Raw genomic sequence first — 26,502 nt, forward strand, 5'->3', positions numbered from 1 at the left:
TTTACATATCCCGAAGCACCTACAGTTACATTCGTATATTTCCCTATTAGGCGCCCTGTTGTATATCCGATACGGAAGAGGTAGAATTAAAGTATACATCCTATACAATTCTATTTTACTAACAGTCCTTTCACAATTGGATTCTAATAAAACAAGTACCAATTTCCATACACGGGGAAATCAAAAGGTGATCATCTGGATATACGTTCTATCTAATAGTTTTTCCTATTAACCTGATACAGTCTTACTACATATCTCATTATCAAAAACAACATACCGGGCGGAGCTAAAAACATACTCAAGACAAATATAAAGAAACCATACATTGCATACTGAAACTGTTCTATCTCCCTTTGCAGCAGCCAATTTTTCGTTTTCTTTATTCTGCGAGCGAGTCTGAAACCCAAAAGAACGTCATAAAAGAACTTCGCAAAAGGAAATAAAACATACGAGATTATAATAACAGGAAACATTCCAAGATTATCCGTAAAATAAAATAACAGAAAAGTGGCGATGCACCCCATCAGCCCAATCAAATAAGCTTTCCTTACATACTTTCTATCAAACGGCATGCTCCTCGATTTGGGCGCCCTTCGTTCTGAACGTCGTAATTTTGTTCCATGTACTATCATAGAGCTTTCTCCTTTATTAAGCAGATTCCTAACGGGCAGACAATAGCCTCTGATTTAACATAGTTTTACAGATGTATACCCAATACTTGCATTCTAACTATCTCCTTCTTTCACTACTTTCAAGATTAATATGTAAATTATCCAATTGATAGCATAAATTGTACAGAGAAAAGGGGCTGAATCACTGATTCAGCCCCTTCGTAACTAATTACTCCTTCGCTCTACCAGATTAATCCCCACGCCCATAGCCACTATACCAATGAGCAGCATATACAACAGCGACATCATCACATCTTGCAGACCGGCACCATAGAACACAACAGACATGATTGCTTCCATCGCATGGGCCAGCGGGAATAGATCTCCAATAAACAGCAGCACAGGATTCGTAATCGTTCCTGGCATCATATAAACACCGCTTACAAGGGGAATCACCGGGATGACGGACGGATAGATGGCATAAAACTGCTCCGGCGTCCTGACAAATCCTGTAATCAGCATGGCAATACTGATCATGCCGAATGTAAAGCAGGCAGCAATGAGGATAATAAGCCACAAATTATCTCCCACATCGTAATGTAAGATATACTTAAACACGACCAGTACGACTACAATTTGAAACATCGTAATCAGAAAACTATATAACAAATAACCACTGTACATATTTGTTTTCTTCAAGGGGGATAAAATCATTCGATCCCAAATACCTGAGACTTTATCTTGCGTTACATTGTTAACCTTGAATCCAAGAATGAACATCGAGATTAAGAACGTGAAGGCAAACAGCAATTGCGTACGTATGTTGTACGTTGGAATCTGTTTGCTATCCAATCCTTGCGCTACCATCTGAAACGGCGGATCATCAAGATAGCTCTCTATTTCCTCCCGCACATCTCTTTCCCCTTGTTGTGACTCTACAGCATTGATTTGTGCTTCTTGTTGAAACACCTTCTTCACATGCTGTTCGACAGAGGAAACACTCGGCATATTTTTGGACACCAGCAGTCGATACTCATCTTCCATGAGCTTTACTGCCACATCGCTATTGCCTTTCTTTATGTCTTCACGCGCTTTTTCTGGTTCTACCACTTCAAATGTAAAGGTGTCATTTGTATTTAATAACCCTTCCCACTTCTTTTCAATTTCGGCAGCATCGGCTTCTTCACTGAAAATAGCAACTGTTGTTACAGATTGAATGCCGCCGCCAAATAAAAGTGTTGCAGCAATACTTCCTGCGATCAATAATAATACAAACAGCGGTTTTCGTTTGTCCTTTGCGAATTGCACCCATAATACATCCTTCATTGCGCTTTCCCCCTTTTAGGAAACAAAGCTAAGCCAATGAACGTGAACAGGAAGAAAAAGCCGATCATGAACATGCTTGGCCGGACAATAGTGGATGGATTTTCAAATTGAATCCACTCTGTCAGTATGGCAAGGAAGAGACCGTTCGGCGTCCATACACCGATTTGCTGCAGCCAGTCAGGGAGCATATAGATAGGAAAAAATCCTCCTCCTAATGTACCAAACAGCAAAGTAGCCAACATAAAAATCCCATTTGCCGCATCAATACTAGTCATCCGCAACAAAACCGCCGTATAAATAGCTGCTAAGCCCGACAGCACGAACGCGAGCAAAACAACCATCAACAAGATACCAACCCAAAAGACGAACGAGCGATCCGGAAATACGCCCATCATAAAATGAGATACAAGCAATACAAACAGAATCTGCAATACAATCAGACAGACCGCCGCAGCCATCTTGCCAATCAAAAACCGCATTGGATGGCTATTTGCTAATAAGATGCGGTTGAATATGTGGTCCCTGATTTCCACTCCTGTTTTCATTGCTACTGTCGCTACGACGAATAAGGCAAATAGTGCTCCCAATGCTATCGTAAAATACTGGGTCATAGTGAAGTCGTATGCAGTACCTATATCCTCCAAACCGCCGTTAGGAAGAGCTGCCTCTATTCCTGTACCATCCGTTATTTCCTGGATGGCAAATTGATAATTTAATTGTTCAATAAAACCTTGTATGAACTGCTGCAGCGCACTGCTAGTTGTTGTTTCTTCTTCTATCTTATAAATCAATGATGAAGTTGGAGGTTCGCCTGTAATGTTCGCGTATAAACTATCCGCGGTGTACCCTTGAGGAATGATCAGCATACCATCGAGGTCGCCCTCTTTCACCTTCTCGGCCGCCGCTTTCTCCTCCAGATGATGAACCGTCACCCATTCCTTTACCTCGTCACTCTCCAAATAATCCGACAGCAATTGAACAGGCTGTATTTCCCCTGCAGCTTCCGCAACCGCCTTTGCCTCCTGCTCCTCAAAGGCTGCATCATGAACCAATCTTTCCTTTAGCTGACCCAATACCTCAGACTCGTTATCTTGATTCACGACAGCTAACTGTAAATCCATCGTTACTTCATCGTCACTATCAAACAACCCAGCAAAGGCGAAATTTAGCACGACAACCAAAACAATCGGAAGCAACAGCACCGTAAGCAGCTCTTTCCAGTCCCGTAAAAAAATCAGCAAATCTTTTTTTATAAAGCTTCGCATCATGACACCCCCTTAATCTCGCAGTGTGCGGCCTGTTAAGTGAAGAAAGACATCTTCTAAACTAGGCGTTTCTGTATGGAAATTAAGCAATTGGATTTGATGCTTTTCGGTAAGATGAACTAATTTACTGATCAAGCTGGTGCCTTTTGCAGCGATAATCTTCAGCTGTAATTCCGTAACTTCTATCTTATAAACTCCTTCAATTGTTTTCACCTGCTCGACAAAGGCTTCATCCAGCTTGTTTACTTCCACCTTTATTTTATCCTCGGTCGATAAGATGCGCAGTAATTCCTCTTTTGTACCTGCCGCAATAACCTTGCCGTGGTCCATAATATATAATCGATCGCAGAGCTGCTCCACTTCTTCCATGTAATGACTTGTGTAAAGAACCGTTGTGCCCTCTTGTTGATTCAGTGCGCGCACCGCTTCCAAAATATGATTTCTCGATTGCGGATCGATACCGACTGTCGGTTCATCCAATATTAATATTTGCGGACGATGCAAAAGTGCCGATGCAATATTCAGCCTGCGTTTCATCCCGCCGGAATAGGTCCTCACTAAGTCCTTTTTACGATCATCCAGCCCGACAAACTCTAAAGCCTGCTGGATAGCTTTCGCTAGTTCCTTGCCTCTCAACTTATAGGTCGACCCAAAGAACTTTAAATTCTCATAAGCGGACAACTCTTGATACAACGCCAATTCCTGCGGCACTACACCTGAAACACGCCTAATCTCGCCTGGTTTATCAATCGCGTTCACACCGTTCATCGTGATTCTGCCGCTCGTCGGCTTAATCAACGTAGAAATCATTGAGATGGTTGTAGATTTCCCAGCACCGTTTGGACCAAGTAATCCGACTGATTCTCCATCTGCCAAATACAAGTTAAGATCCTGAACGACTTTCTTGCCTTTAAAGGACTTGCTTAAGTTGATGGTTTCTAGCATGTTTTTGCCCCCTTTAATGTTGTTACTTGCATCATAAATAAAAAAGACCACAGCCACTACTGACTATGGTCACTCTGCAACTGGTCACTTGTTACTTTCGTCACTTTTTATACAAGGCGGTGGCGAATTGCGTAAATAGCTAGCTGCGTCCGATCCCTTAACTCCAATTTATCCAGCACGTGACTCGTCTGATTTTTAACGGTCCCAATTGATAAACCTAATCGCTCGGCAACTTCCTTATTATTCAGCCCCTCACCGATGCACTTCAATATTGCTCTTTCTCTAGGGGTCAACGTCGCGTCAATTTGCCGTTCTTGTTGGTTTTGCAGCAGTATCGGCATCACCTTCGAAGCAACTTGATCTTGTAAGGATAAGCCGCCGCTTAATGCGCTTTTAATCGAGCGAATAAGAGATGCCGTATCGCCATTTTTCAGCATATAACCGCTGACTCCCAGCTTCAAGGCGTTCAACACATACTCATTATCATCAAAGGTTGTCAGCATAAGAATCTTTATATGAGGAAAGCGTGAGCGGAGAATTTTCGCTGCTTCAATGCCATCCATCACAGGCATACGAATATCCAAGATGGCCACATCGAAAAGCTGTCTTTCACATAACTTAACCGCTTCTTTCCCGTTATCCGCTTCCCCGGTCACGCTAATCTCTTCGTCCGTTTCGATCATCATCTTTAAGCCCTGACGAACCATCACTTGATCTTCAGCCAGCAAAATTCTAATCATCATAACCGCTCCAGTCTGCTAATCTTATCGTGCCTCGTACCAAAAAACGCTGAGCTTCATACGCAATCTCCAGCGAACCGCCGACCTTTTCTAAACGCTCCCGCATCGACTTTAACCCATAACCTTCTTGAAAATAGGGATCATATGTCGCAGCGTTCATTACCTCAAAACGAAAGATACTTCCGCCAGGTGACTCAAAAATGACTTGCGCCTCTCTTGTAGAACTATGCTTCATAATATTCGTCAATGCCTCCTGCACAGCACGATAAATCGCAAAAGACTGCTCACCAGTCAAAGGAGCCGCAAACGCCCCATGCTTCACCGAAAACTGGATTTTCATAAAACTCTCAATCTCTAATTTCCGAATCAGCCGAATCACACCCTGCAGTCCGCTCCCTTCCCTTTGCTTAAAGGACCGCACCGCCTGCCGCGTCTCCTCCAAGCTTTGTTCAGCCAGCTCCTTCAGCTTTTCGACTGTCTCCTTGTCCTTCTCAGCCGCCGTTAAACGAAACGCTTCAAACTGAAACAGCAGCGCAGTCAGCTTATGCCCAACCGAATCATGAATCTCATGCCCAATCAGCATCCGCTCATCTTGTCTTGCTTTCTGCTCCTCGACAAGAAGCTGTCTCTTCATACGCCTGTATTCTTCAAGTAAGGCTTCGTTGCTTAATCGAGCTTCTTTCTCTTGGTAATGTATGACTTGGTGATAAAATAAGGCTGTCACTACTAAAAGGTAAAATACTGCACACCAAATTATTTGCGGGACAGTGAGTGAGGATATCATTAGGGTTACTGCGGCACTTATAAGTTGCACACCAATAACTACTAAACTTTTAGTTCGAGAAAGGTAAAATACGGCTTCTGCTATTATTAAGGATTGTATGAGGATTGCATATGGACTTAAATCGTTATTTACAGAGTAAAAGATAGGTATTATGAGTAAAGCTTGTACGCAGAATAATAGTGTTTGAATCAGCGGGCTTTCTGTAAAGAGTGGCACAATGAATAAAAGAATAAAGAAAATACTTATTCCTAAAAGATGCTCCACATTTATATCAGCTGCGAAGCTCTCATAAGCTAACGTCCAAACAATAGCATGTAAAGCAAGCCAAATATAATATGTATATTTCATATATACCAACTCTCTCTGTTCTTTATAGACGTATATTTCAAAAGTTTTTATAATTGTGTTATTGTTTAAAGAAACGTTATTTTAAGGATGATTTTTAGTTGAAACATTCTCTGATTGGGGCAATTGCCTTTATGATAGCCTATACTCTAGGTACGTATTTAATTACTAAGGAATTTACCTACATAGGAATTATTGCAGGCCTGGCTTATTTCACAATGTCCCTATTCACGATGAAAATTATTTCAGACAAAGAAAGCAGGACAAAGTAGTTCGTACAAAAAAAGAATCCTCCCGGAATATCCCTAATACAAGTAGTATAACAGTGTCTTACATCTGGTATAAAAAAAAACCATTTCATATGAAACGGCTGTATTCATTGTTAGACAATATTGCTTCGAATAATAATGCTTTATGTATTAAACAACTTACCCTCCTTAACCCATATAAAGTACCGTAAAAAGGAATTTATTTGGGAGCAACACAATTTCCGTGAACAACATGAGCTTGATAGGTCTATATATTGGCTCATCTCTTAATCAATCTTCTTCTGAAATATTTACACTTTTTAGATTTTATATTTCCATACCATTATGTTTTTAACTCTTGTCCTTTTAGTAATTCTTCATATTGCCCCCAAACAGCAGGTGCCAATTAAATATTTCTTATTATCTTAGCAGGACTCCCTGCAACTATTGTATTTGCCGGCACATCTTTTGTAACCACAGAACCAGCAGCAACTACCGAATTATCTCCAACTTTAACACCCGCCAAAATGACACAACTACCACCGATCCATACATCATTACCTATTGTGATAGGAATTGCATAGCCACTTTTATTTCGTTCTTTAGGATGAATGTTATGCCCAGCTGTATAAAGCGCTACATTAGGACCTAACATACAATTGTTACCCACTCTAACCTCTGCCATGTCTAAAATTGTACAGTTATAGCCCGCATAAAAATTATCACCAACGTGAATGTTATATCCTAAGTCACAATGAAAGTTGTGTTCAATGCTAAGATTATCTCCTACACTACCAAACAACTCTCTGACTAAGCTATCTTTGGCAGCATAATCTGCTACATTGCTATTATTAAATTGCTCTTATGGGCACGTACGTTTTTTAATCTCAAATCATCTGTTCCCCGCTCATAATAAATTTTATTATCATTCATCACTAACTTCCTCCTTTTAATGTAGAATCTTTCAGTCAGTTTATTCGCTGATAATATGCTACCTTAATTAAAGGTATACAGAAACTCTTTACTGAAGCACTTGTTATTTTCCTCCTGTAAAAAAGAAACCCCATACGTTAAAAGTATGGGGTTTCTTTGGTGTATGATTTGTAAATACTGATATGAACATCAGTTAACTAACTTTATTGCCATCGAACAACTTTATCAGTCTTTTTTTATTCCACCGTAACACTCTTAGCCAAGTTACGTGGCTTATCAACATCAGCACCACGCTGAACTGCTGCGTAATAAGCAAGCAATTGCAATGGTACGACACTTACTAGTGGTGACAATAGCTCATTTACAGCTGGGATAACGAAGGCGTCTTCGTCATGCTCGAGGCCTTTCATGCTGATGAGCAGGGTGTTGGCACCGCGTGCGTTTACTTCTTGTACGTTACCACGGATAGAGTGGTTAACGGAGCTTTGTGTTGCGAGCGCGATGACTGGTGTGCCTTCTTCGATCAAGGCGATTGTTCCGTGTTTTAGTTCTCCTCCAGCGAAGCCTTCTGCTTGGATGTAAGAGATTTCTTTTAGTTTTAGTGATCCTTCGACACAGACGAAGTAATCGACGCCGCGGCCGATGAAGAATGCGTTTCGGGATTCACTTAGATAATTTTGTGCTAGTGTTTCGAATGTTTCTTTTTGGTCTGTCAGTACTTCCATTGCATTCGCTACAATTGCAAGCTCTTGCAGCGGGTTGAAATCAAGTTTGATTTCTTTGCCGTTTGCTGTGTCTACAGCAAGTAATAGCATAACAGCCATTTGTGCTGTATATGCTTTAGTAGAGGCTACCGCAATTTCCGGGCCTGCATAAAGCGGCAATGTGAAGTCTGCTTCACGAGAAAGGGTGGATCCTGGCACGTTTGTGATTGTTAGTGCTGGGTGTCCGAGTTCTTTTACCTGTACCAATACGGCTCTGCTGTCGGCAGTTTCACCGGACTGAGATAGGAAGATAAATAATGGCTTCTCTGATAGAAGCGGCATATTGTAAGAGAATTCACTCGCGATATGCACTTCAACTGGAATCTTAGCCAAGTTTTCGATAAATTGTTTACCAACCAGACCGGCGTTGTAGCTCGTTCCAGCTGCAACAATATAGATACGGTCTGCATCTAGCATGGCATTACGGATAGCAGGGTCCATTTTGATTTCTTCTGCTTCATTTTGGTAGTGCTGAATGATCTTACGGATAACAAATGGCTGCTCATCCGTTTCTTTTAGCATGAAGTGATCGTATGTGCCTTTTTCTGTATCAGCAGCATCGATTTCCGTTTTGAACGTTTCGCGCTCTACTTTTGTACCATCAAGCAGCTGGATTTCCACGCTGTCACGGCGCACGATAACGATCTCTTTATCACGGATTTCTTTATACGTATCTGTTTCGCGAAGTGTTGCCATTGCATCACTAGCTACGACGTTAAAGCCTTCACCGATACCAACTAGCAATGGGCTTTTGTTTTTCGCTACATAGATTGTTTCATTATCTTCTGCATCAATCATTGCAAGCGCATAAGAACCAGTTAGCAAGCTAACGGCTTTACGGAATGCTTTCGCTGTATCCTGCAATTCGTCATGCATTTTTTCGATAAGCTGTACAACGATTTCTGTATCTGTATCACTTTTTAATGTTACGTCAGAAAGGTATTCTTTACGAATTTCAACATAGTTCTCGATTACGCCGTTATGCACGATAGTGAATCTGCCAGAAGCGCTTTGGTGGGGGTGCGCGTTATCTACGTTCGGTGCACCGTGTGTCGCCCAGCGTGTATGGCCAATTCCCATCGTGGATGAAACGTTGTGATCAACTTTTTCACGCAATGCAGCAATACGGCCTTTTACTTTGAAAAGGTTCACGCCTTGCTCGTTCTCAATTGCGATACCTGCTGAATCGTATCCGCGATACTCCAGCTTCTCTAGTCCGTTAAGCAATACTTCCTTTGTATCATTCTGTCCGATATATCCTACTATTCCACACATGTCGTTGTTGTCCTCCTCAAGACTGGAAGGGGCAAACGAACGGCCTGCGCTCTAAAAGCTTGGGGCGTTGTTTGCCCCTTTCTCGTATATCTATTATTTTTCACATCTTGTTCGGTCCTTATCCAGAAAGTCGCCTCTCTGCTTTCGGCTCTTGAACATAACGACTGAGATGTGTGCAATCGGGAGGCATCCGCCGAATACTTCGATAAACCTCCACCTCGTCAACTTACCCCACCGCTCGGGATAAGTCCTGGCGCTTTATTTGTGCTGCTAACCTCTATCCTCTCTTTCCTGCTAGAATGACTAACTTCTCCATTTTACATGAAGTAATTCCAGTTGGTCAATTCTTTCTTGTTACATAAATTAACATATGCGCAAAGGAGATGTTCCGTTCCTTTGCGCATATGTTATTTTTACTTCGTTCCTAATACTTGTTCGATAACAGCAACGACTCGATCTGCGTAACGCTCACAGTCATCTTTTGTCGGTGCTTCGACCATCACTCGCACAAGTGATTCTGTTCCAGACGGGCGTACAAGCACACGTCCTTGGTCGCCAAGCTCTTGTTCCACTTCCGCAATCGCGTCCAGAATCTGCTGATTCACAAGGGCTTCCTGTTTATCTGTTACTGGAACATTCTTAAGAATTTGAGGGAAGATCTCTACTTCGCCAGCAAGCTCGGATAACTTTTTGCCAGTCTCTTTCATCACATTAACAAGCTGCAGCGCTGCAAGCATGCCGTCACCAGTCGTCATGTAATCTAAAAAGATGATATGTCCAGACTGCTCACCGCCGAGATTAAAGTTGCCGCGGCGCATCTCTTCCATTACATATCTGTCACCGACAGCCGTTTTGTTACTCTTGATGCCATGCTGATCCAATGCGCGGTAGAAACCAATATTACTCATTACAGTAGAAACCACTGTGTTATGACGCAAGCGTGCGTTGTCATTCAGGTATTTGGCACAGATGTACATAATCTTGTCCCCATCGACAATTTGACCTTTCTCATCAACAGCAATCAATCGGTCGCCGTCGCCATCAAATGCAAGGCCGACATCCGCCTCTTTTTCCAGAAGAAAGTCACGCAATGTTTCTGGATGAGTTGAGCCAACATTTTTGTTAATATTCAGTCCATCAGGTGATGTACCGATTGTGGAGATATCTGCTTCCAGATCTGCAAACAAGTGTGTAGCGATGGAAGAAGTTGCTCCATGGGCACAGTCGATTGCAATATGAAGTCCTTCGAAATCATTATCTACTGTCTGTTTCAAATACTGGATATATTTCTGACCGCCTTCAAAATAGTCATTAATTTGGCCAAGGTCAGCTCCTGATGGGCGAGGCAGTTCATCTGTCTCAGCATCAATCAGCTGCTCAATCTCATTCTCTTGTTCATCGGAAAGCTTGTAACCGTCTGGACCAAAGAATTTAATACCATTATCCTGAACTGGGTTATGAGAAGCAGAAATCATAATACCCGCAGCTGCTCCCATGTTCTTCGTTAGGTAGGCAACACCTGGTGTGGAGATGATACCAACTCGCATCACTTCCGCACCAATTGATAACAGGCCGGCAACTAGTGCGCCTTCTAACATTTCACCAGAGATACGTGTATCCCGTCCGATCATAACTTTCGGTCGATCCTCAGACGTTTTTGTCAGCACATAGCCGCCATATCTTCCTAATTTGAAAGCAAGCTCAGGGGTAAGCTCCTCGTTCGCAATCCCCCTGACACCATCTGTCCCAAAATATTTTCCCATTTGTTACCTCTCCTTCACATGGCTCACAGTCACTCTGTTTGTGTCTGTGCTTGTGTATCTGTATTTGATGATTCTTCTTCTGTATTCGTTTCTTCCTCGGCAGTTGCTTCTTCAGCAGTCGATTCAGCAGCCTGCACAGTAATTGTCGCCTCATCTTGGCTTAACGAGAACGCTGTATTATCTGGGCCTGCCACATCAATCGGCACGGTCTGCTCGCCCTCTTCCAAGTCGGCTCCGTCTATGGTTGCCGTAATATCTTCAGCTGTAAGTCCTTCAATCACTTCTCTTGCGCCGCTTACGGTCACATTGATCTGTTCATTCTGCGGATCACTAAATGAAACTTCCAAGTCTTCCGGCAAGCTCTCGATTGTTATAGGCACATCATCGATGGTCGTCTCACTTGTCTCTTCCAATTCGACAGCAACGGCTACCTTCTCGTCGCTCACAGCGCGCACATCTTCCGGCAAGGAAAGCGTTGCATCCACTGTTTGGTTTTCTTTAATAGCAGACAAGTCTATTGCCTCTGTACTAATAGAGTCAATACCATCCAATGCATCCTGCGGTCCATAGATGGTTACTTCATTCTTCTCCGGTGTCAAGGAAGCGACTGAGATATCTTCCGGTACTTTCCCTTTTGTTTTCACTTCTACCGGGACGGTCTTACTCGGATTACTCACCTGTACCGATACTTCTACTGTTTCTGGCTCTACATTCACACTTAGCTCGTTTCCTTGCGCATCATATACTTTAACAGGCGCTTGCTTGCTCGTAATATCACCATCGATACCTGTCAAATCTACATAAGCCCGTACACTGCTAATTTGATCAATGATCTCCTGTGTACTTACGATTGAAACAGTCTGAGGTTCCACTGTAGAGCTATCTACTTGAAAACCTGCTGCCAACTGGTCTTCATTGGTATAGCCTACGCTCACGTTAAATTGCTGTGAAGCTTTTTCTTCAATCGTTACTTCAATCGATGCTGGCTGCATATACACTTGCAGGTTGTCCGATACATTCTCGTACTGTAATTTCACCTCATGCGTTCCGGTATTCAAATCTGTCAGGTCAACATAAGCTTGATAGTTTTTTTGCTGAATAGCAGCGCGGACGTCACTCGCCGGACCGACAAGCTGCATCGAGATATTCTCTGGTACGCCGCTCACAACATACTTTGAATCATCAATACGAATGCCAACAGGTGCACTGACCGTATTCGTTTCATCAGAGCTTGTGACCGGAACAGATCCTGCCCGATCGTTTACGTCGGCTTCCGCACTCACGTAGGCATAGAGAAGGACAGCAAACACAAGTGCTACAACACGCAATGTCCATGGACTTTTTAGCCATTTATCCATTCTTACCCCTCCATCTTCTAGCCTTGGAACCGGAAGCAGGAACACCAATCTCTTTTGTTAAGATTTCCTTTAGTCCGTCCGAAGTGATGTCACGGAATAACTCACCATTCTTCGTGCAAGAAATAGCTCCCGTCTCCTCTGAGACGATGATAGTCAGTGAATCGGTCACCTCACTGATGCCCATCGCTGCACGGTGGCGCGTTCCAAGCTCTTTAGAAATAAACGGACTCTCTGATAACGGCAAATAACAAGCAGCTGCCGCAATCTCATTGTCTTTCAAAATAACAGCTCCGTCATGCAAAGGCGTATTTGGAACAAAGATGTTTGTAAGTAATTCGAATGTCAGATGTCCATTCACTGGTATACCAGTTTCAATATAGTCGCCCATGCCCGTTTCACGTTCCAATGTGATAAGTGCACCAATTCGCCGTTTTCCCATGTAGTTACACGATTTCACAATTGCCTCGATTTTCCTATTCGTTTCTTCTTCCTCAGAACGTACGTTACGGGAGAAGAAGCTGCCTCGGCCTAACTGTTCCAGCGCACGCCTTATCTCCGGCTGGAAGAGGACGACGATTGCAACAAACCCCCACGTAATCGCCTGCGAACTTAAAAAGGCGAGCATCGGGAAGTCGAGTATCTGCTCACTGCTCAGGAAAGCAATAATAACGACGATGAAAATCCCCTTTAAAAGCTGGATTGCTTTCGTTCCTCGTATGAGCATCAAGACTTTGTAAAAGATGAACCATACCGCTGCAATGTCCACGATAATCCGCAGTATGGATATGATGGAAAGTTCACTTAATCCCCCAAACATGGATACACGTCCTTTTATATATGAATAGCTCAAATTTCTTCGTTCATTATAGCACAGTTCCCTGGCGGCAGTCGCTTCCGAACGGGAGGGCTGTTTCCCCTTTACTGTACCCTGTTATCTTAACGTAATACAGGCCTGTACCGCCAATAATTCGGGTAAAAAAAAGAGCGCTTCTAAAAAGCAGCTCTGGAAATTTGTATTAAAATGTAAAAGCTTGTTTCATGTGAAACCATAACCAGCCAAACATTTGGTCTATCTCTTGGTATTCACCTGTTATATTATCTGCCGCTGCCATATTTGCTTCCGCACCGGCGCCTTTCAGAAGATCTCCGTTGAGGATCGTGACATCTCCATCAACTTCTCCTCTAATATCCAAATCGCCATTTTCCACGACTAGGTCCCCCTCGACCGTCACGCCTTCTGGAACAATAACGAGATCATTTTCTACAATCAATCCCTCTTGTTTCGAAACGCTAACACTAGCATCATTATTCCAAGCAGAAAATACGCTTGTGAACATGAACAGGAAGAATACCGCTGCTGCAGTGAGGACAGGATGTGTTCGGAACCATCTCATATAACCGACACGCTTCTTTTCCTTCGGTAATTTTGCCATCACACTGTCTGTAAATGCAGCAGGTGCACTTAACTCATAGGCAGCACCGCTGAGCAGACTCTCTGTTTGTTTGAGTTCCTGATAATGCTGTTGGCAGTCTGGACATGCATGCAGATGCTCCCGAAGAAGCTGCGCTTCCTCTTCCGATGCATCACCATCCAGATATTGATGCATAAGCTTCTGGCTTTCTTCGCAATTCATGCGTCTCCCCCCTTTACACGTGGCGCAATTTTTTCCTTAACAGCTCTCTGCCACGATGGATTCGGGTCTTCACTGTTCCGAGTGGAAGGTCCAGGATTTCGCCGATCTCCGCTAATGACAAGTCATCTAGAAACCGCAGCACAATGACACCGCGATATTTGGGCGGCAGGGATAGAATTTCTTTATGGATATTACTCTGCAGTTCCATGTTCTGAACTTCTTCCTCAGGAAGAGCCTGATCGGCTGCAAGCTGCGAGTACATATCCAATCCTTCCGTACCCTTTACCTCTGCATCCAGATGATAATCCGGCTTTTTCTTCCGCAAGCGGTCAATACTTAGATTTGTCGCAATCCGGTAAAGCCATGTGGAGAATTTCCGGTTCTCATCAAAAGAATGAATGTTGGTGTAAGCACGGATAAATGCCTCCTGGGCTATATCCTGCGCTTCGTAAGTGTCTCCTATCATTCGGAATACAATATGGTATACCTTGTTCTGATAAAAGGAAACAATCTCCTCAAAAGCAGCTTGATCACCCTTCTTGACGTTCTTTATATGATGTTTTATGATGTTCTCCATGAAAATCCTCCCGCCAAACTGCGGCTTCTTAATAACGAATGACGTTCTGAAAAGGTTTCACTTTCACAAAAAATATCTTAAAACCCTTAAATGATGCCCGCAACAGTTTTTATCTTTTTTCTTTTTTTTTTTATAAATTTAGTGTTTTAATTAAAATAAGACAGGGTATTCTCTTCTTAACGAGAAATAGTATATCAGATTATGGAGGTAAAAATGATTACTGCAGACAATATTTTGGAAAAAATTGAACAGACCCGCAGCCGTATGCTTGATTTGTCCCGCCGTCTTCCGCTAACATCTGACGCCGTCATTACCGCAAGTGTTCAGCTGGATCACCTGCTAAACGAATACGAAAAACAAAGAAGACATATTTAGTGAATAACAGCCTGCTATGCAGAGATAAGCTGTTATTTTTTTTGCACAAAAAAAGCACGTACTCCAGGTACGTACTTTTTAACGGCGATCTTCCGCCCATTCTCCGCGCTTAATGAAATAGGCCTTTACGTCGTCATGAAAACCTACACTCACCTCTAATGAAAACGCCTCTCCGCCAGCTCGCTTATAACATTCACTGAACCAAGCAATCATCACTTGTTCATCCGCTTTCTCCACGGCATCTTCCTGCAATTCACGAAAAGCTTCAAAGCTGTCAGTTGCACGGTCAGGCAGCTGAAAATAAGGGATCTCTTCGGCTACTTCTTCACTGCCGCCAGCATATTTATCGCCCATTTCTTCGTAATAACGCTCCTTGCCATCAGCATCAAGCGCATAATACATAATGGTCAGTTCAAATGCCATTGGCTCTTTGAAGAATCGAAAGGCAATCTTCTCTACTTCCGGGAGAAACGGCAGCTGAAATATTTGTTTTAACTCGGCTATCACATCTTCTGCATGTTTTTCTAATGAAACGCTTACCGCCTCGGTATAATCTTGTATGGAAAACAAAGCGTCAACCTCCTTCGTGCTCTCGCTCTACTTTACCATACAAGAGAGAAATAGCGCATCAAGCAAGCGTTTTGCCTTTCGTCTCTTCTCCAAGCAGCCAGACAGCTGCTGCCGCTATTAAAACTGTCACACAAAACAGAAGAAAAACAGCACTCACAGACAAACCAAGCGTTCCTCGATAGCCAATTAACAGCGGTCCGAGAATACCGCCAATCCTTCCGGCTGTTGCTGCAACACCGGACCCCGTCGCCCGAACAGCCGTTGGGTACTGCTCAGGCGTGTACGCGTAAAGAATGCCGTACGCTCCAAGATTAAAGAAGGAAAGCAGCATACCTGATGTCAAAAGCATGGCAGCAGATTCCGCATTACCAAACAACACCGCACTTATTGCTGTACCGATTAAATAGATAATTAAAATTGGCTTGCGTCCAACTTTCTCAATAAGCCATGCTGCCGAAAAATAACCCGGTAGCTGCGCAAGCGTCATAATCATCACATACTCAAAGCTGCGTACCATATCAAATCCCTTTTCCACCATTACACTAGGCAGCCATAAGAACATGCCATAATAACTAAGCATTATACAGAACCAAACAATCCAAAGCATCGCGCTTCTTTTCGCAAATCCTTTTGCCAGCAGCTGCCGAATTCCTGCCGCGGCTGATTTCTTCTCCTTTAAATTCGTATAGGAAGGAGAGTCTGGGAGATTCTTGCGAAGCAGCACGGCAAAAAGAGCTGGAATTGCTGTCAGCAGGAGCGCAACCCGCCAGCCGAAAGCTGGAATGACGAAATAAGAAATAATTGCTGCTGCCAGCCAGCCGACTGCCCAGAAACTTTCCAGTAAAACAACCATACGCCCACGCCTTTCCGGCGCTACAGACTCGGACACAAGCGTAGAAGCTACCGGCAGCTCCCCGCCAAGCCCTGCGCCAATAAAGAAGCGAAGGACAATAAAAATCAGATAAGAAGCAGCTAGAGCAGACAAGCCGCTGCAAATAGAAAAGATTAAGATCGTTATCATAAATACCGTTCGGCGGCCAATTTTATCCGCCATAATACCAAACACAAAAGCTCCAACAGCCATACCGATACTATTTACGCTGCCAATCCAGCCCGCTTGCTGCGAGGATAGACCCCAATCCAGTGTCAGCGCAGTGATAATAAAAGATAAAATACCTACATCCATTGCATCAAATAACCAGCCAGTACCAACAATTCCAAGCAGCTTGCGCTCGGACATTGGCTTACTTGTCTTTTGACGCCCCTCTACTGTATGTTCCATTCCAGCACCTCTATGTTCTAGTATTTAACACCATTAGTTTACATGTGTCTTGACACCTTGTAAATCGTTTACAGAAGTATTTTGCCGAATATTTTGCGAAACATGAAAAAAGCTGCTTTATTCAGCAGCTTTGCTTGCAGATAATTTATGATCCGGTGCTGCGGTCTGGTACCATTGCCAGCACAGAAGCACGATTAAAATAAGGTCAACCAGATCACCGCCATAGTACATCAATACTGCTCCCTCTTGAGCCGCAGCAGCTTCCACACCTATAGGCGGATTCGCATAAAGGTATTTGGACAATATTCCGTGTCCTGCCAGCGCCCCGACGAACACAAAAGCGCGGAAAAGATAGCTTTTTCGATAAGGAACCGGATCCGTATACAGCATGGCCATCGTAAACAAGTATCCAGCTGCAAATACATGCGCATGAACCAAGAATGACACCCAATTCGCTTGATGCATATACTGGTACAAAGAAGTGGTATACAGAACCCACAGACCGCCGATATTTAATACAGCGGCAGTAACAGGATGAATTAGAAAACGAGCATACATACTGCGAAATAGACGGGATACAGTTTGCCCTCGCTTTTGCGGCAGTGCGCGGAGAAGCAGCGTTACAGGACGCGACAAAGCGATTAGCAGCGGAGCAATCATACCAAGCAGCAAATGACCTATCATATGGAAAACAAAACTGTGATGTGCATGCATCGCTACTGGCCCAGCAAGAGCCTGAACTCCAACTGCTACACCACTGCTAAATAGGAGAAGCCGATGAATGGGCCAAGCTTCAAACTTTCTCGCTGAAAATTTCATTGCCAGCAAATAGCCCAGAATCGCTAAGAAAGCCATGATCAAAGCCAGCTTATCATTGTGCATGCTTTTTCCTCCTGGATAGCCAGACAAGCAAAACTCCCAGAATCAGCAGCACTGCTCCTGCACCATTCCAAACGAAGTCATAATACAAGAGATTATCTACACCATAACGAATTTGATGAAGCCGCATTACCTTATGCTGGATGACACCATCATACACCTGAAAAATCCCACTTCCTAAAAGAACCATTCCCCACCACAGCTTTGGTATCATCTGTTTGCGTCTGCGCAAATCTGCCAGCAAGAACAAACCGCCGACTGTTGCAAACCAGCTGAAAGCATGGAAAAAGCCATCGGAGATCAGCCCCCAGCTAGTAGAAGACAGGTCATAAAAATGATGCCAATGCAGCAGCTGATGAAAAACAGCTTCATCAACAAATGCAGCTAATCCAAAACCAAATAATAAACCCGAAAAACAATTTCTTCGATTATATGTATGCTTTTTCTCCATCTTCATCCCTCCGGTTAACATCTCTTCAACTATTTTTCCCCAGAGATGCTGGGATAAACAAAAAAAGCACAGGAGTATGTCTCCTGTGCAAATAAAAAAGCCGCCCTATCGGACGACTTATATGGATGGAGCCTAGCGGGATCGAACCGCTGACCTCCTGCGTGCAAAGCAGGCGCTCTCCCAGCTGAGCTAAGGCCCCATGTGGAGCGGAAGACGGGATTTGAACCCGCGACCCCCACCTTGGCAAGGTGGTGTTCTACCACTGAACTACTTCCGCCCTGCAGAAGTATTTATGATGCGGGTGGAGGGACTTGAACCCCCACGCCGAAGCACTAGATCCTAAGTCTAGCGTGTCTGCCAATTCCACCACACCCGCGCAATAGAAGCAGTTACAAGAACTGATCTATAAAGTGAGCCATGAAGGACTCGAACCTTCGACCCTCTGATTAAAAGTCAGATGCTCTACCAACTGAGCTAATGGCTCAAAAACATTCTATTGTATAAGAAATCAAATGGCTGGGCTAGCTGGATTCGAACCAACGATCACGAGACCAAAACCCGTTGCCTTACCGCTTGGCTATAGCCCAATATAGATGGTGGAGGGAGTAGGACTCGAACCTACGAACCCGATGGGAGCGGATTTACAGTCCGCCGCGTTTGGCCAACTTCGCTATCCCTCCAAACTATCTGGTGCCGGCCAGAGGACTTGAACCCCCAACCTACTGATTACAAGTCAGTTGCTCTACCAATTGAGCTAGACCGGCGTGTTATTAAATTTGTTTGTTCCAACCGCCACGAATGATATCTTAACATGTGGTGTTTAGCTTGTCAACATCTTTTTCAATGTTTTTTATCAAGCAAGTGGTGGAGGATGACGGGCTCGAACCGCCGACCCTCTGCTTGTAAGGCAGATGCTCTCCCAGCTGAGCTAATCCTCCAACTTGATGACCCGTACGGGATTCGAACCCGTGTTACCGCCGTGAAAGGGCGGTGTCTTAACCGCTTGACCAACGGGCCAGATTGTCTGTTTGTCATCGTGTGTTTTTCGTAACTCGAAACTGACAAGAGTTATTATATACAGGGATGCAACCATTTGTAAACCTATTTTATAGATTTCTTTTTATTCTGATAAATAACCCCCTCTCTCACTCTCCAATAAGTCTATATAAACCGCGTCATATCAATGTTTTTAGCCTCTATAACATTCTCTTATATCCCTGCATATTTTGCTTCCAAAACAGGAATATAGAGAAAAAGATATAATTTCTTTTATAGATAGAAAATTTAATTGCTAGTCATTTGCTATAAAAAAACGGAAAGGGAGCATACAAAATGACACATACTTTCGATGTAACAAATCCAGCTACCGGAGAATTAATTGAGAAAGTACAAATTGATTCAGATAAAATAATCGATGACAAAATCAAAAAAATTCATCGAGCTTTCCCAGACTGGTCCAAAACTTCTGCTACACATCGCAGCAAGCTGCTTCGTGCCTGGCATGACTTGATTATCGAAAATAAAGAGGAGCTTGCCGCCTTAATGACAGCTGAAAACGGTAAACCGCTTAAAGAAGCTGAAGGCGAAGTATTGTACGCTGCCGGTTATATTGAATGGTTCGCCGAAGAAGCCAAACGGGTTTACGGCCGCACGATAACCGCTTCTACTACAGATAAGCGCATGCTCGTCACACGCGAGGCTGTCGGCCCAGTCGCAGCGATTACACCATGGAATTTCCCAGCGGCAATGATTACAAGAAAAGCAGCACCCGCACTGGCTGCTGGCTGTACATTCATTATTAAGCCTGCACCAGATACACCACTAACAGCTATCAGACTGGTAGAATTGGCGCATGAAGCCGGAATTCCAGAAGATGTTATGCAATACACAAATGCCGACGGTGAAAAAGTTGGTAAGATCTTCACCGAGCATCCGTATATCCGTAAAATCTCCTTTACCGGTTCCACTCCTGTAGGAAAGCTGCTCATAAAACAAAGCGCTGATAGCGTAAAACATGTATCCATGGAACTCGGCGGACACGCTCCGCTTATCGTCGATGAACATGCAGATATTGATAGAGCTGTAGACCATGCTCTAGCTTCCAAGTTCCGCAACGCCGGACAAACATGTGTATGCGCGAATCGGCTGCTCGTTCATGAATCAGTCAAAGAAGCGTTCACAACTACGTTCACAAAAGCGGCAGCTAATTTAAAAGTCGGCCCAGGCACAGAAGAAGATGTTGCAATTGGTCCAGTCATCAATAAAAAGGGCTTTGATAAAATAACAGCTCAAATCAATGATGCCAAGTCCAAAGGCGCGAAAGTACTTACTGGCGGTACCTTTGACGCCGATACCGATAAAGGCTGCTTCTTTGTCCATCCAACTGTTCTGGACCAAGTAACAGATGACATGGCTATCATGCACGAAGAAACCTTCGGACCCGTCGCACCAATTACAACTTATTCTGACATTGACGAAGCAATCCGTTTGGCTAATGACACGCCATTCGGCTTAGCAGCTTATTTCTTCACCGAAAACTATCGCCGCGGTCTGTATATCGCGGAGAACTTAAAATACGGAATTGTCGGCTGGAATGACGGCGGTCCATCTGCTGTACAAGCTCCGTTTGGCGGCATGAAGGAAAGCGGCATCGGCCGCGAAGGCGGGTTCGAAGGGATTGAACCTTATTTAGAAACAAAATATATTTCAATCGGCATATAAGAAGAAGGACCCGTCATCCCGACGGGTCCTTCTTCTTATACTGTTATCTTTAGTTAAATACCGCTTCCCATAGCAACCCCACTGCTTCATCCATATCAGTTGTTCGCATATTGGCGAATCCGAGAATAAGTGTCGGTTTCCGGGGTGGGACTGACTGATTGTAAAAACGGCTAATCCCATATAACAGCAGCCCCTTCTCTTCTGCCTGCCTCTTTATTTGTTCTTCTGTTCTATCTATATCGAAGGATACTAAAAAGTGCAGCCCTGATTTCTCACCTTCGACAGAAATACAATCACCGAATTTATCCAGCAACTTATCAATTAGCATGGCACGCCGTATACGATATAATTTTGTCGTTTTCTTGATGTGCTTTTGATATTCACCAGTTTCAATAAAAGCCTGCAGTGTGAGTTGCGTAATTGTACTGCAGGAAGACATTAAGAAATGCAATGATCTTCTGTACATCTCCAGAAGCGGTATAGGTAATACCATGTAACTCATTCTTAGTCCTGGTAAAAGAGACTTTGAGAAAGAGCCCATGTAAATAACCCGAGAGGCTCCGTCCATTCCTTGCAGTGATGGAATGGAGTCTGCGTCATATTTATACTCGCTATCATAATCATCCTCCACGATATATCGGTCCGGTGCCGAATTTGCCCAATTGAGGAGTTGAATACGACGGGAAATCGGCATGATTGCTCCCGTCGGAAATTGGTGGGATGGTGTAGTGAAAAGCACATTAGCCATACTTGCTTGCAAGGCATCAATGCGAATACCTTTCCAATCTATCTCTAATGATGTGATGCTTCTATCCTCACTTTTTAACAACTGATACATCCGCTGATAACCTGGCTCCTCTAAACCATATATCGTGTCTTTCGGCAGTAGCTTGGTTAATTGGCGAGTCAGGAGCTGCGTACCAGAGCCAAGCACAATTTGTTCGGGATAACAGCGCACGCCTCGTGACTGTGACAGAAAGCGGGCGATTGTCTGGCGCACACTATATACACCCTGCGGGTCAATGTACTCTTCCAGCAGCTTCTTTTTCTTTTTCAGTGCTTGTTCCTCACAGGATAGCCACTTTTCCAGCGGAAACATATGAATGTCCGCGCTCATATGCGAGAAATACTTCTTTAAACCCTCTGTTTTTTGTACTTCCAGCAAATGAGGAGGAATATCCGAATCTTGATTTTTTGGCTTAACATAAAATGAATCGAGCTCCTCTACAAAAAAGCCTAGTCTTTCACGTGTATAAAGATAGCCTTCTGCAACAAGCTGCTGATAAGCAGCGTTAACAGAGTTCAAACTGATCCTCAGTGTCGTCGCAAGTTCTCTTTTAGAAGGGAGTCTATCATGCGGCTTATACTGCCGTTCTAGGATAGCTTGTTTTATCTGCTGATAGATTTGCTGATATAAGTAACCTTGACTCCGTTTTCTGTCTAGTTGCAGCAATGCAGCAACGCCTCCTTCCATCTGGTACCATAAAAAATTCTATTTTGGTACTTTTCATTATACAGAAAAAGTTTGAAAATAAAAAAAATACCGAAAAAGGATGTGGGAGAATGCCAACTTTAACAAACGAAACATTGCTGCTTCAGCAAAAACGAGACAAATACGTCGCTCGAGGTGTCAGCAATAGTAATAGATCCATCGCAGTCAAAGGAGAAGGAGCCATCCTATTTGATCAAGACGGAAAGCGATTTATTGATTTCGCAGGTGCGATTGGCACAATGAACGTTGGGCACAGTCATCCTAAAATAGTCGAAGCGATCAAGGAACAAGCTGACGCTTTTACTCACCCAGGATTTAACGTCATGATGTATGCTTCCTATATTGAACTTGCTGAGAAGCTTTGTGCTATAACTCCTGGTACGTTCCCTAAAAAAGCAATCTTTCTTAACTCTGGTGCAGAAGCTGTAGAAAACGCCGTGAAGATTGCTCGTAAATACACCGGCAGGCAAGCGGTCGTGACGTTTAATCGCGGATTCCATGGACGTACAAATTTAGCAATGAGTATGACAAGTAAAGTAAAGCCTTATAAATTCGGATATGGTCCATTCGCGCCAGAAGTATACCAAGCACCATATCCATACAGCTACCAACGTCCAGACAATATGACAGAAGCTGCGTATGAAGCACTTATGATTGAGCAGTTCCAGGACTTCTTCGTATCTCAAGTTGCACCGGAAACCGTTGCTTGTGTGGTGATGGAACCTGTACAAGGGGAAGGCGGTTTTATTGTTCCTTCCAAGGGATTTGTCCAGTCTGTTGTATCTTTCTGTAAAGAGCATGGAATTGTTTTTGTAGCTGATGAAATTCAAACTGGCTTTGGCAGAACGGGAAAACATTTTGCTGTTGAGCATTTTGATGTTGTGCCAGACTTAATCACCGTCTCAAAATCCCTTGGAGCAGGTGTACCTATCAGCGGCGTAATAGGTCATTCAGAGATGATGGATGCATCCAATCCAGGTGAATTAGGAGGTACATATGCCGGAAGCCCGCTCGGTTGTGCCGCAGCGTTAGCTGTATTGGACATTATTGAATCTGAGAACCTGAATGAAAGAGCAGAATATATCGGCAAGAAAATTGAGCAAACCGCCAATCGCTGGAAAGAACGTTTCGACTTTATCGGGGATATAAGACGACTTGGCGCGATGGCCGCTATCGAATTTGTAAAGGATAGTCATAGTAAAAAACCAGATAAAGACACAGCTTCCAAGGTAGCTGCTTATGCCAATGAACATGGCCTGCTTCTCTTAACCGCAGGCATCAAAGGAAATGTCATTCGCTTCCTCAGCCCGCTTGTTATAACAGATGAACAACTTAATGAAGGCCTTACGGTTATTGAAGAAGCATTGGAATCCATGTAATAAAGGAGACTGTCTATGTCCAAACAGCAATTAAAGAAGACGATGTCAAAAACAGATGTCATTTTTCTCGCAGTAGGAGCTATGCTCGGATGGGGTTGGGTTGTTTTATCTGGAGATTGGATTATCAATGCCGGATTTCTTGGCAGTATTATTGCCTTTGCACTTGGAGGATTACTTATTTGCCTCATCGGTTTGACGTATGCCGAACTTTCCTCTTCTATGCCAGAAACAGGTGGCGGTTTAGTTTTTGTTAATCGCGCTTATGGAAGAAAACTAGGTTTCGTTGCAGCTTGGTCCGTTCTTGCTGGTTATGTAACAGTTATTACGTTTGAAGCTGTAGCATTACCGACTGTCATTGATTACGTTGTGCCAGTACATCACGTCGGTCACCTTTGGACATTAAATGATTGGCCTGTTTATACTACCTGGGTATTAATTGGATCAGGCGGGGCTCTTTTGCTGACACTCCTTAACTACATCGGCGCTAAGCCCGCAGCAATCTTCCAGTCAGTCTTTACCGTCCTCATGATTGCAACAGCAATTCTATTGTTGTTTGGTGCATCCATTAATGGCAGCTCTGCTAATTTACAGCCCTTTTTCACGGATGGTACAGCGGGTGTAATTACAGTTCTTGTCATGGTGCCATTCTTATTTGTTGGCTTTGATGTTGTTCCGCAAGTTGCCGAGGAGATAGATGCACCCGCCAAGACTATTTCACGCATCTTAATGATTTCTATCGTTTGTGCTGTGTTATTTTATCTATTAATTGTATATGGTGTGTCAGCAGCACTTCCTCAAGCACAATTAGAAAACTCCAGTTTGGCAACAGCTGATGCCATGGCAGCCCTATTTGGCAGCCAAGTATTTGGCACCATCCTGGTAATTGGCGGTGTAGCTGGTATCATTACCAGCTGGAACGCCTTTATTATCGGTGCCAGTCGCATTCTATATGCAATGGCAGATCGAAAGATGATTCCAGTATGGTTTATGTATATTCACCCAAAGTACGGTACTCCTACAAATGCCATTCTGTTTCTTGGTGCCATGGCATTTTTCGCACCATTACTCGGGCGTCCTGCCCTTGTCTGGATCGTTAATGCTGGAGGAGTTGGTATGATTGTGGGCTATATGCTCGTGGCACTTGCCTTCCTTCGTTTACGCAAAATGGAGCCAGATTTGAAAAGGCCGTATAAAATCAAGTACTGGCGCACAATTGGATCTGGGGCTGTCGTTATGAGCTTCTTATTCCTTAGTTTTTACCTCCCTGGAATGCCTGCTGCCCTCGTGTGGCCTTATGAATGGATGATGCTAATCGGCTGGACAATTATCGGCCTTGTTCTTTATGTGATAACAAATCGTAAGCTAGAAGCTTCTTCACCGGAAAGGAGTATCGCCAATGACAAACACGCTTAAAGTTTATAACCCAGGCACCGGCGATTTTATAGCCGATGTCGAAACAGACTCACTTTCAGCAATTGAGGAGAAAATCACAGCATCTCACACAGCGTTTCTGCAATGGTCGAAGACGAGTGCTGCGGAAAGAAGTTCCTTATTACGTAAATGGTATGATTTGATTTTAGCCAACAAGTCCGAACTTGCTGCCTTAATGACAGCTGAAAACGGTAAACCGCTCAAAGAAGCAGAAGGTGAAGTATTGTACGCTGCCGGTTATATTGAATGGTTCGCTGAAGAAGCTAAACGGGTTTACGGGCGCACGATCCCCGCTTCTACTACAGATAAGCGCATGCTCGTGACACGCGAGGCTGTCGGCCCAGTCGCAGCGATTACACCATGGAATTTCCCAGCGGCAATGATTACAAGAAAAGCTGCACCCGCATTAGCAGCTGGCTGTACATTCTTAATAAAACCAGCCCCTGATACACCCCTGACGGCTATACGCTTGGTGGAACTTGCTTATGAAGCCGGTATACCAAAAGATGTTATGCAATATGTTAACGGCAATAGCGAAGAAATTGGGAAGCTATTTACAGAACACCCTCTTATTCGCAAAATTTCCTTTACCGGTTCCACGTCTGTTGGGAAACAACTAATGAAACAAAGTGCCGATTCTATCAAGCATATTTCCATGGAACTCGGCGGACATGCGCCATTAATAGTTGATGAATACGCTGATATAGATCATGCAGTTAAACAGGCTGTTGCATCCAAGTTCCGAAATGCCGGGCAAACTTGTGTATGTGCCAACAGACTATTGGTGCACACATCTGTTAAAGAGGAATTTGTCCGTCTATTCACAAAAGCTGTCTCCGAATTGAAAGTCGGTGCAGGAACCGAGGATGTGGATATTGGGCCAATTATTAATAAAAAAGGCTTCAATAAAATTGTATCCCAAGTCGAAGATGCCCAGAAAAAGGGTGCTGTCGTCTGTACTGGCGGAACATACCTTTCAGATGATCAGAAAGGGTATTATTTTGTCCATCCAACTGTTCTGGACCAAGTAACAGATGACATGGCTATCATGCACGAAGAAACCTTCGGACCCGTCGCACCAATTACAACTTATTCTGACATTGACGAAGCAATCCGTTTGGCTAATGACACGCCATTCGGCTTAGCAGCTTATTTCTTCACCGAAAACTATCGCCGCGGTCTGTATATCGCGGAGAACTTAAAATACGGAATTGTCGGCTGGAATGACGGCGGTCCATCTGCTGTACAAGCTCCGTTTGGCGGCATGAAGGAAAGCGGCATCGGCCGCGAAGGCGGGATCGAAGGGATTGAACCTTATTTAGAAACAAAATATATTTCAATCGGCATATAAGAA

General features: G+C 43.7%; 22 protein-coding genes and 9 tRNA genes. 5 read left to right on the top strand and 26 right to left on the bottom strand.

Translation table 11 applies throughout. The features are described 5' to 3' along the window. Window positions 1-836: 836 nt before the first annotated feature. From CRO17_RS15990 to sigW, 12 genes are all read right to left on the bottom strand, one after another. Window positions 837-1,937 (bottom strand): ABC transporter permease, encoded by a 1,101-nt coding sequence (locus CRO17_RS15990; RefSeq protein WP_097043482.1) that lies wholly within the window; start codon window positions 1,935-1,937, stop codon window positions 837-839. Next, window positions 1,934-3,202 carry an ABC transporter permease gene (locus CRO17_RS15995; protein WP_097043483.1) on the bottom strand — a complete coding sequence of 423 codons (1,269 nt, stop codon included), beginning with the start codon at window positions 3,200-3,202 and terminating at the stop codon, window positions 1,934-1,936. Before CRO17_RS15995 ends, CRO17_RS15990 begins: the two co-directional genes overlap by 4 nt. A gap of 12 nt (window positions 3,203-3,214) precedes the next feature. Continuing rightward, the gene (locus tag CRO17_RS16000; RefSeq protein ID WP_097043484.1) at window positions 3,215-4,147 is read right to left on the bottom strand and encodes an ABC transporter ATP-binding protein; all 933 of its coding nucleotides are present in this window, start codon (window positions 4,145-4,147) and stop codon (window positions 3,215-3,217) included. Window positions 4,148-4,254: 107 nt separating this feature from the next. Further along, window positions 4,255-4,887 (bottom strand): response regulator, encoded by a 633-nt coding sequence (locus tag CRO17_RS16005; protein ID WP_097043485.1) that lies wholly within the window; start codon window positions 4,885-4,887, stop codon window positions 4,255-4,257. Continuing rightward, on the bottom strand, window positions 4,880-5,521 hold the full coding sequence (locus tag CRO17_RS17810) for a sensor histidine kinase (RefSeq protein WP_245864827.1): 642 nt from the start codon (window positions 5,519-5,521) through the stop codon (window positions 4,880-4,882). The genes CRO17_RS16005 and CRO17_RS17810 overlap by 8 nt, the downstream gene beginning before the upstream one ends. Before the next feature lie 1,149 nt (window positions 5,522-6,670). Next, window positions 6,671-6,919, bottom strand: coding sequence for a DapH/DapD/GlmU-related protein (locus CRO17_RS17815; RefSeq protein WP_245864828.1), 249 nt, complete (start codon window positions 6,917-6,919; stop codon window positions 6,671-6,673). Between the two features lie 514 nt (window positions 6,920-7,433). After that, window positions 7,434-9,236 carry a glutamine--fructose-6-phosphate transaminase (isomerizing) gene (glmS, locus tag CRO17_RS16020; protein WP_097043487.1) on the bottom strand — a complete coding sequence of 601 codons (1,803 nt, stop codon included), beginning with the start codon at window positions 9,234-9,236 and terminating at the stop codon, window positions 7,434-7,436. Between the two features lie 413 nt (window positions 9,237-9,649). Next, window positions 9,650-10,999 (bottom strand): phosphoglucosamine mutase, encoded by a 1,350-nt coding sequence (gene glmM / locus CRO17_RS16025; RefSeq protein WP_097043488.1) that lies wholly within the window; start codon window positions 10,997-10,999, stop codon window positions 9,650-9,652. A 29-nt stretch (window positions 11,000-11,028) separates the two neighbouring features. Continuing rightward, the gene (locus CRO17_RS16030) at window positions 11,029-12,357 is read right to left on the bottom strand and encodes a CdaR family protein (protein WP_097043489.1); all 1,329 of its coding nucleotides are present in this window, start codon (window positions 12,355-12,357) and stop codon (window positions 11,029-11,031) included. Further along, window positions 12,350-13,174 carry a diadenylate cyclase CdaA gene (gene cdaA, locus CRO17_RS16035; protein WP_097043490.1) on the bottom strand — a complete coding sequence of 275 codons (825 nt, stop codon included), beginning with the start codon at window positions 13,172-13,174 and terminating at the stop codon, window positions 12,350-12,352. Before cdaA ends, CRO17_RS16030 begins: the two co-directional genes overlap by 8 nt. Before the next feature lie 199 nt (window positions 13,175-13,373). Further along, on the bottom strand, window positions 13,374-13,991 hold the full coding sequence (locus tag CRO17_RS16040; protein ID WP_097043491.1) for a zf-HC2 domain-containing protein: 618 nt from the start codon (window positions 13,989-13,991) through the stop codon (window positions 13,374-13,376). Window positions 13,992-14,004: 13 nt separating this feature from the next. Continuing rightward, window positions 14,005-14,568 (bottom strand): RNA polymerase sigma factor SigW, encoded by a 564-nt coding sequence (gene sigW / locus CRO17_RS16045; RefSeq protein WP_097043492.1) that lies wholly within the window; start codon window positions 14,566-14,568, stop codon window positions 14,005-14,007. Between the two features lie 213 nt (window positions 14,569-14,781). On the opposite strand from sigW, the gene CRO17_RS16050 reads away from it, so the two are divergent. Beyond that, window positions 14,782-14,943, top strand: coding sequence for an aspartyl-phosphate phosphatase Spo0E family protein (locus CRO17_RS16050; protein WP_245864829.1), 162 nt, complete (start codon window positions 14,782-14,784; stop codon window positions 14,941-14,943). Window positions 14,944-15,021: 78 nt separating this feature from the next. Here the strand turns inward: CRO17_RS16050 and CRO17_RS16055 are convergent, their stop codons facing one another. The 13 genes from CRO17_RS16055 to CRO17_RS16115 all read right to left on the bottom strand — a co-directional run bounded on the left by CRO17_RS16055 (window position 15,022) and on the right by CRO17_RS16115 (window position 19,142). Continuing rightward, window positions 15,022-15,513: a hypothetical protein gene (locus CRO17_RS16055; protein WP_097043494.1), complete on the bottom strand. Its 492-nt coding sequence runs from the start codon at window positions 15,511-15,513 to the stop codon at window positions 15,022-15,024. Between the two features lie 58 nt (window positions 15,514-15,571). Continuing rightward, window positions 15,572-16,795, bottom strand: coding sequence for an MFS transporter (locus CRO17_RS16060; protein WP_097043495.1), 1,224 nt, complete (start codon window positions 16,793-16,795; stop codon window positions 15,572-15,574). A gap of 117 nt (window positions 16,796-16,912) precedes the next feature. Beyond that, window positions 16,913-17,677: a cytochrome c oxidase assembly protein gene (locus CRO17_RS16065; protein WP_097043496.1), complete on the bottom strand. Its 765-nt coding sequence runs from the start codon at window positions 17,675-17,677 to the stop codon at window positions 16,913-16,915. Beyond that, a complete protein-coding gene (locus CRO17_RS16070) occupies window positions 17,667-18,131 on the bottom strand; it encodes a DUF2243 domain-containing protein (protein WP_097043497.1) in 465 nt (154 codons plus the stop codon). The genes CRO17_RS16065 and CRO17_RS16070 overlap by 11 nt, the downstream gene beginning before the upstream one ends. A gap of 120 nt (window positions 18,132-18,251) precedes the next feature. Then, a tRNA-Ala gene (locus CRO17_RS16075) sits at window positions 18,252-18,324 on the bottom strand. A 3-nt stretch (window positions 18,325-18,327) separates the two neighbouring features. Continuing rightward, window positions 18,328-18,402, bottom strand: a tRNA-Gly gene (locus tag CRO17_RS16080). A gap of 19 nt (window positions 18,403-18,421) precedes the next feature. Continuing rightward, window positions 18,422-18,501: transfer RNA gene (locus tag CRO17_RS16085), tRNA-Leu, on the bottom strand. 35 nt (window positions 18,502-18,536) lie between these two features. After that, window positions 18,537-18,609: transfer RNA gene (locus CRO17_RS16090), tRNA-Lys, on the bottom strand. Window positions 18,610-18,638: 29 nt separating this feature from the next. Then, window positions 18,639-18,712, bottom strand: a tRNA-Gln gene (locus CRO17_RS16095). Between the two features lie 7 nt (window positions 18,713-18,719). Next, window positions 18,720-18,805, bottom strand: a tRNA-Tyr gene (locus CRO17_RS16100). Window positions 18,806-18,813: 8 nt separating this feature from the next. Continuing rightward, a tRNA-Thr gene (locus CRO17_RS16105) sits at window positions 18,814-18,889 on the bottom strand. A gap of 98 nt (window positions 18,890-18,987) precedes the next feature. Beyond that, window positions 18,988-19,063, bottom strand: a tRNA-Val gene (locus CRO17_RS16110). A 7-nt stretch (window positions 19,064-19,070) separates the two neighbouring features. After that, a tRNA-Glu gene (locus CRO17_RS16115) sits at window positions 19,071-19,142 on the bottom strand. Between the two features lie 315 nt (window positions 19,143-19,457). Between CRO17_RS16115 and CRO17_RS16120 the strand changes: the two genes are divergently transcribed. Continuing rightward, window positions 19,458-20,846, top strand: coding sequence for an NAD-dependent succinate-semialdehyde dehydrogenase (locus tag CRO17_RS16120; RefSeq protein WP_097043498.1), 1,389 nt, complete (start codon window positions 19,458-19,460; stop codon window positions 20,844-20,846). Between the two features lie 49 nt (window positions 20,847-20,895). Here CRO17_RS16120 and gabR read toward each other — a convergent pair whose 3' ends face one another. Continuing rightward, the gene (gene gabR / locus CRO17_RS16125) at window positions 20,896-22,320 is read right to left on the bottom strand and encodes a MocR-like transcriptional regulator GabR (RefSeq protein ID WP_097043499.1); all 1,425 of its coding nucleotides are present in this window, start codon (window positions 22,318-22,320) and stop codon (window positions 20,896-20,898) included. Window positions 22,321-22,409: 89 nt separating this feature from the next. Between gabR and gabT the strand changes: the two genes are divergently transcribed. From gabT to CRO17_RS16140, 3 genes are read left to right on the top strand one after another with little or no spacing between them, the layout of a single operon-like run. After that, the gene (gene gabT / locus CRO17_RS16130) at window positions 22,410-23,717 is read left to right on the top strand and encodes a 4-aminobutyrate--2-oxoglutarate transaminase (RefSeq protein ID WP_097043500.1); all 1,308 of its coding nucleotides are present in this window, start codon (window positions 22,410-22,412) and stop codon (window positions 23,715-23,717) included. 15 nt (window positions 23,718-23,732) lie between these two features. After that, the gene (locus tag CRO17_RS16135) at window positions 23,733-25,130 is read left to right on the top strand and encodes an APC family permease (RefSeq protein WP_097043501.1); all 1,398 of its coding nucleotides are present in this window, start codon (window positions 23,733-23,735) and stop codon (window positions 25,128-25,130) included. Further along, entirely contained in the window at window positions 25,114-26,499 is a 1,386-nt protein-coding gene (locus CRO17_RS16140) for an NAD-dependent succinate-semialdehyde dehydrogenase (RefSeq protein WP_097043502.1), read from the top strand. The genes CRO17_RS16135 and CRO17_RS16140 overlap by 17 nt, the downstream gene beginning before the upstream one ends. The last annotated feature ends 3 nt before the right edge of the window (window positions 26,500-26,502 follow it).

Origin of the sequence: Terribacillus aidingensis, assembly GCF_900215625.1 — a bacterium.
Classification (GTDB): domain Bacteria; phylum Bacillota; class Bacilli; order Bacillales; family Amphibacillaceae; genus Terribacillus; species Terribacillus aidingensis.

Coding starts and splice junctions, on each gene's coding strand:
- CRO17_RS16120 (WP_097043498.1), top strand. CDS start 19,458: ATGACACATACTTTCGATGTAACAAATCCAGCTACCGGAGAATTAATT.
- gabT (WP_097043500.1), top strand. CDS start 22,410: ATGCCAACTTTAACAAACGAAACATTGCTGCTTCAGCAAAAACGAGAC.
- CRO17_RS16065 (WP_097043496.1), bottom strand. CDS start 17,677: ATGCACAATGATAAGCTGGCTTTGATCATGGCTTTCTTAGCGATTCTG.
- CRO17_RS17810 (WP_245864827.1), bottom strand. CDS start 5,521: ATGAAGAGACAGCTTCTTGTCGAGGAGCAGAAAGCAAGACAAGATGAG.
- CRO17_RS16040 (WP_097043491.1), bottom strand. CDS start 13,991: ATGAATTGCGAAGAAAGCCAGAAGCTTATGCATCAATATCTGGATGGT.
- CRO17_RS16005 (WP_097043485.1), bottom strand. CDS start 4,887: ATGATTAGAATTTTGCTGGCTGAAGATCAAGTGATGGTTCGTCAGGGC.
- cdaA (WP_097043490.1), bottom strand. CDS start 13,174: ATGTTTGGGGGATTAAGTGAACTTTCCATCATATCCATACTGCGGATT.
- CRO17_RS16000 (WP_097043484.1), bottom strand. CDS start 4,147: ATGCTAGAAACCATCAACTTAAGCAAGTCCTTTAAAGGCAAGAAAGTC.
- CRO17_RS15990 (WP_097043482.1), bottom strand. CDS start 1,937: ATGAAGGATGTATTATGGGTGCAATTCGCAAAGGACAAACGAAAACCG.
- sigW (WP_097043492.1), bottom strand. CDS start 14,568: ATGGAGAACATCATAAAACATCATATAAAGAACGTCAAGAAGGGTGAT.
- CRO17_RS16050 (WP_245864829.1), top strand. CDS start 14,782: ATGATTACTGCAGACAATATTTTGGAAAAAATTGAACAGACCCGCAGC.
- CRO17_RS16060 (WP_097043495.1), bottom strand. CDS start 16,795: ATGGAACATACAGTAGAGGGGCGTCAAAAGACAAGTAAGCCAATGTCC.
- glmS (WP_097043487.1), bottom strand. CDS start 9,236: ATGTGTGGAATAGTAGGATATATCGGACAGAATGATACAAAGGAAGTA.
- glmM (WP_097043488.1), bottom strand. CDS start 10,999: ATGGGAAAATATTTTGGGACAGATGGTGTCAGGGGGATTGCGAACGAG.
- CRO17_RS17815 (WP_245864828.1), bottom strand. CDS start 6,919: ATGTTAGGTCCTAATGTAGCGCTTTATACAGCTGGGCATAACATTCAT.
- CRO17_RS16140 (WP_097043502.1), top strand. CDS start 25,114: ATGACAAACACGCTTAAAGTTTATAACCCAGGCACCGGCGATTTTATA.
- CRO17_RS16070 (WP_097043497.1), bottom strand. CDS start 18,131: ATGAAGATGGAGAAAAAGCATACATATAATCGAAGAAATTGTTTTTCG.
- CRO17_RS15995 (WP_097043483.1), bottom strand. CDS start 3,202: ATGCGAAGCTTTATAAAAAAAGATTTGCTGATTTTTTTACGGGACTGG.
- CRO17_RS16135 (WP_097043501.1), top strand. CDS start 23,733: ATGTCCAAACAGCAATTAAAGAAGACGATGTCAAAAACAGATGTCATT.
- CRO17_RS16030 (WP_097043489.1), bottom strand. CDS start 12,357: ATGGATAAATGGCTAAAAAGTCCATGGACATTGCGTGTTGTAGCACTT.
- gabR (WP_097043499.1), bottom strand. CDS start 22,320: ATGGAAGGAGGCGTTGCTGCATTGCTGCAACTAGACAGAAAACGGAGT.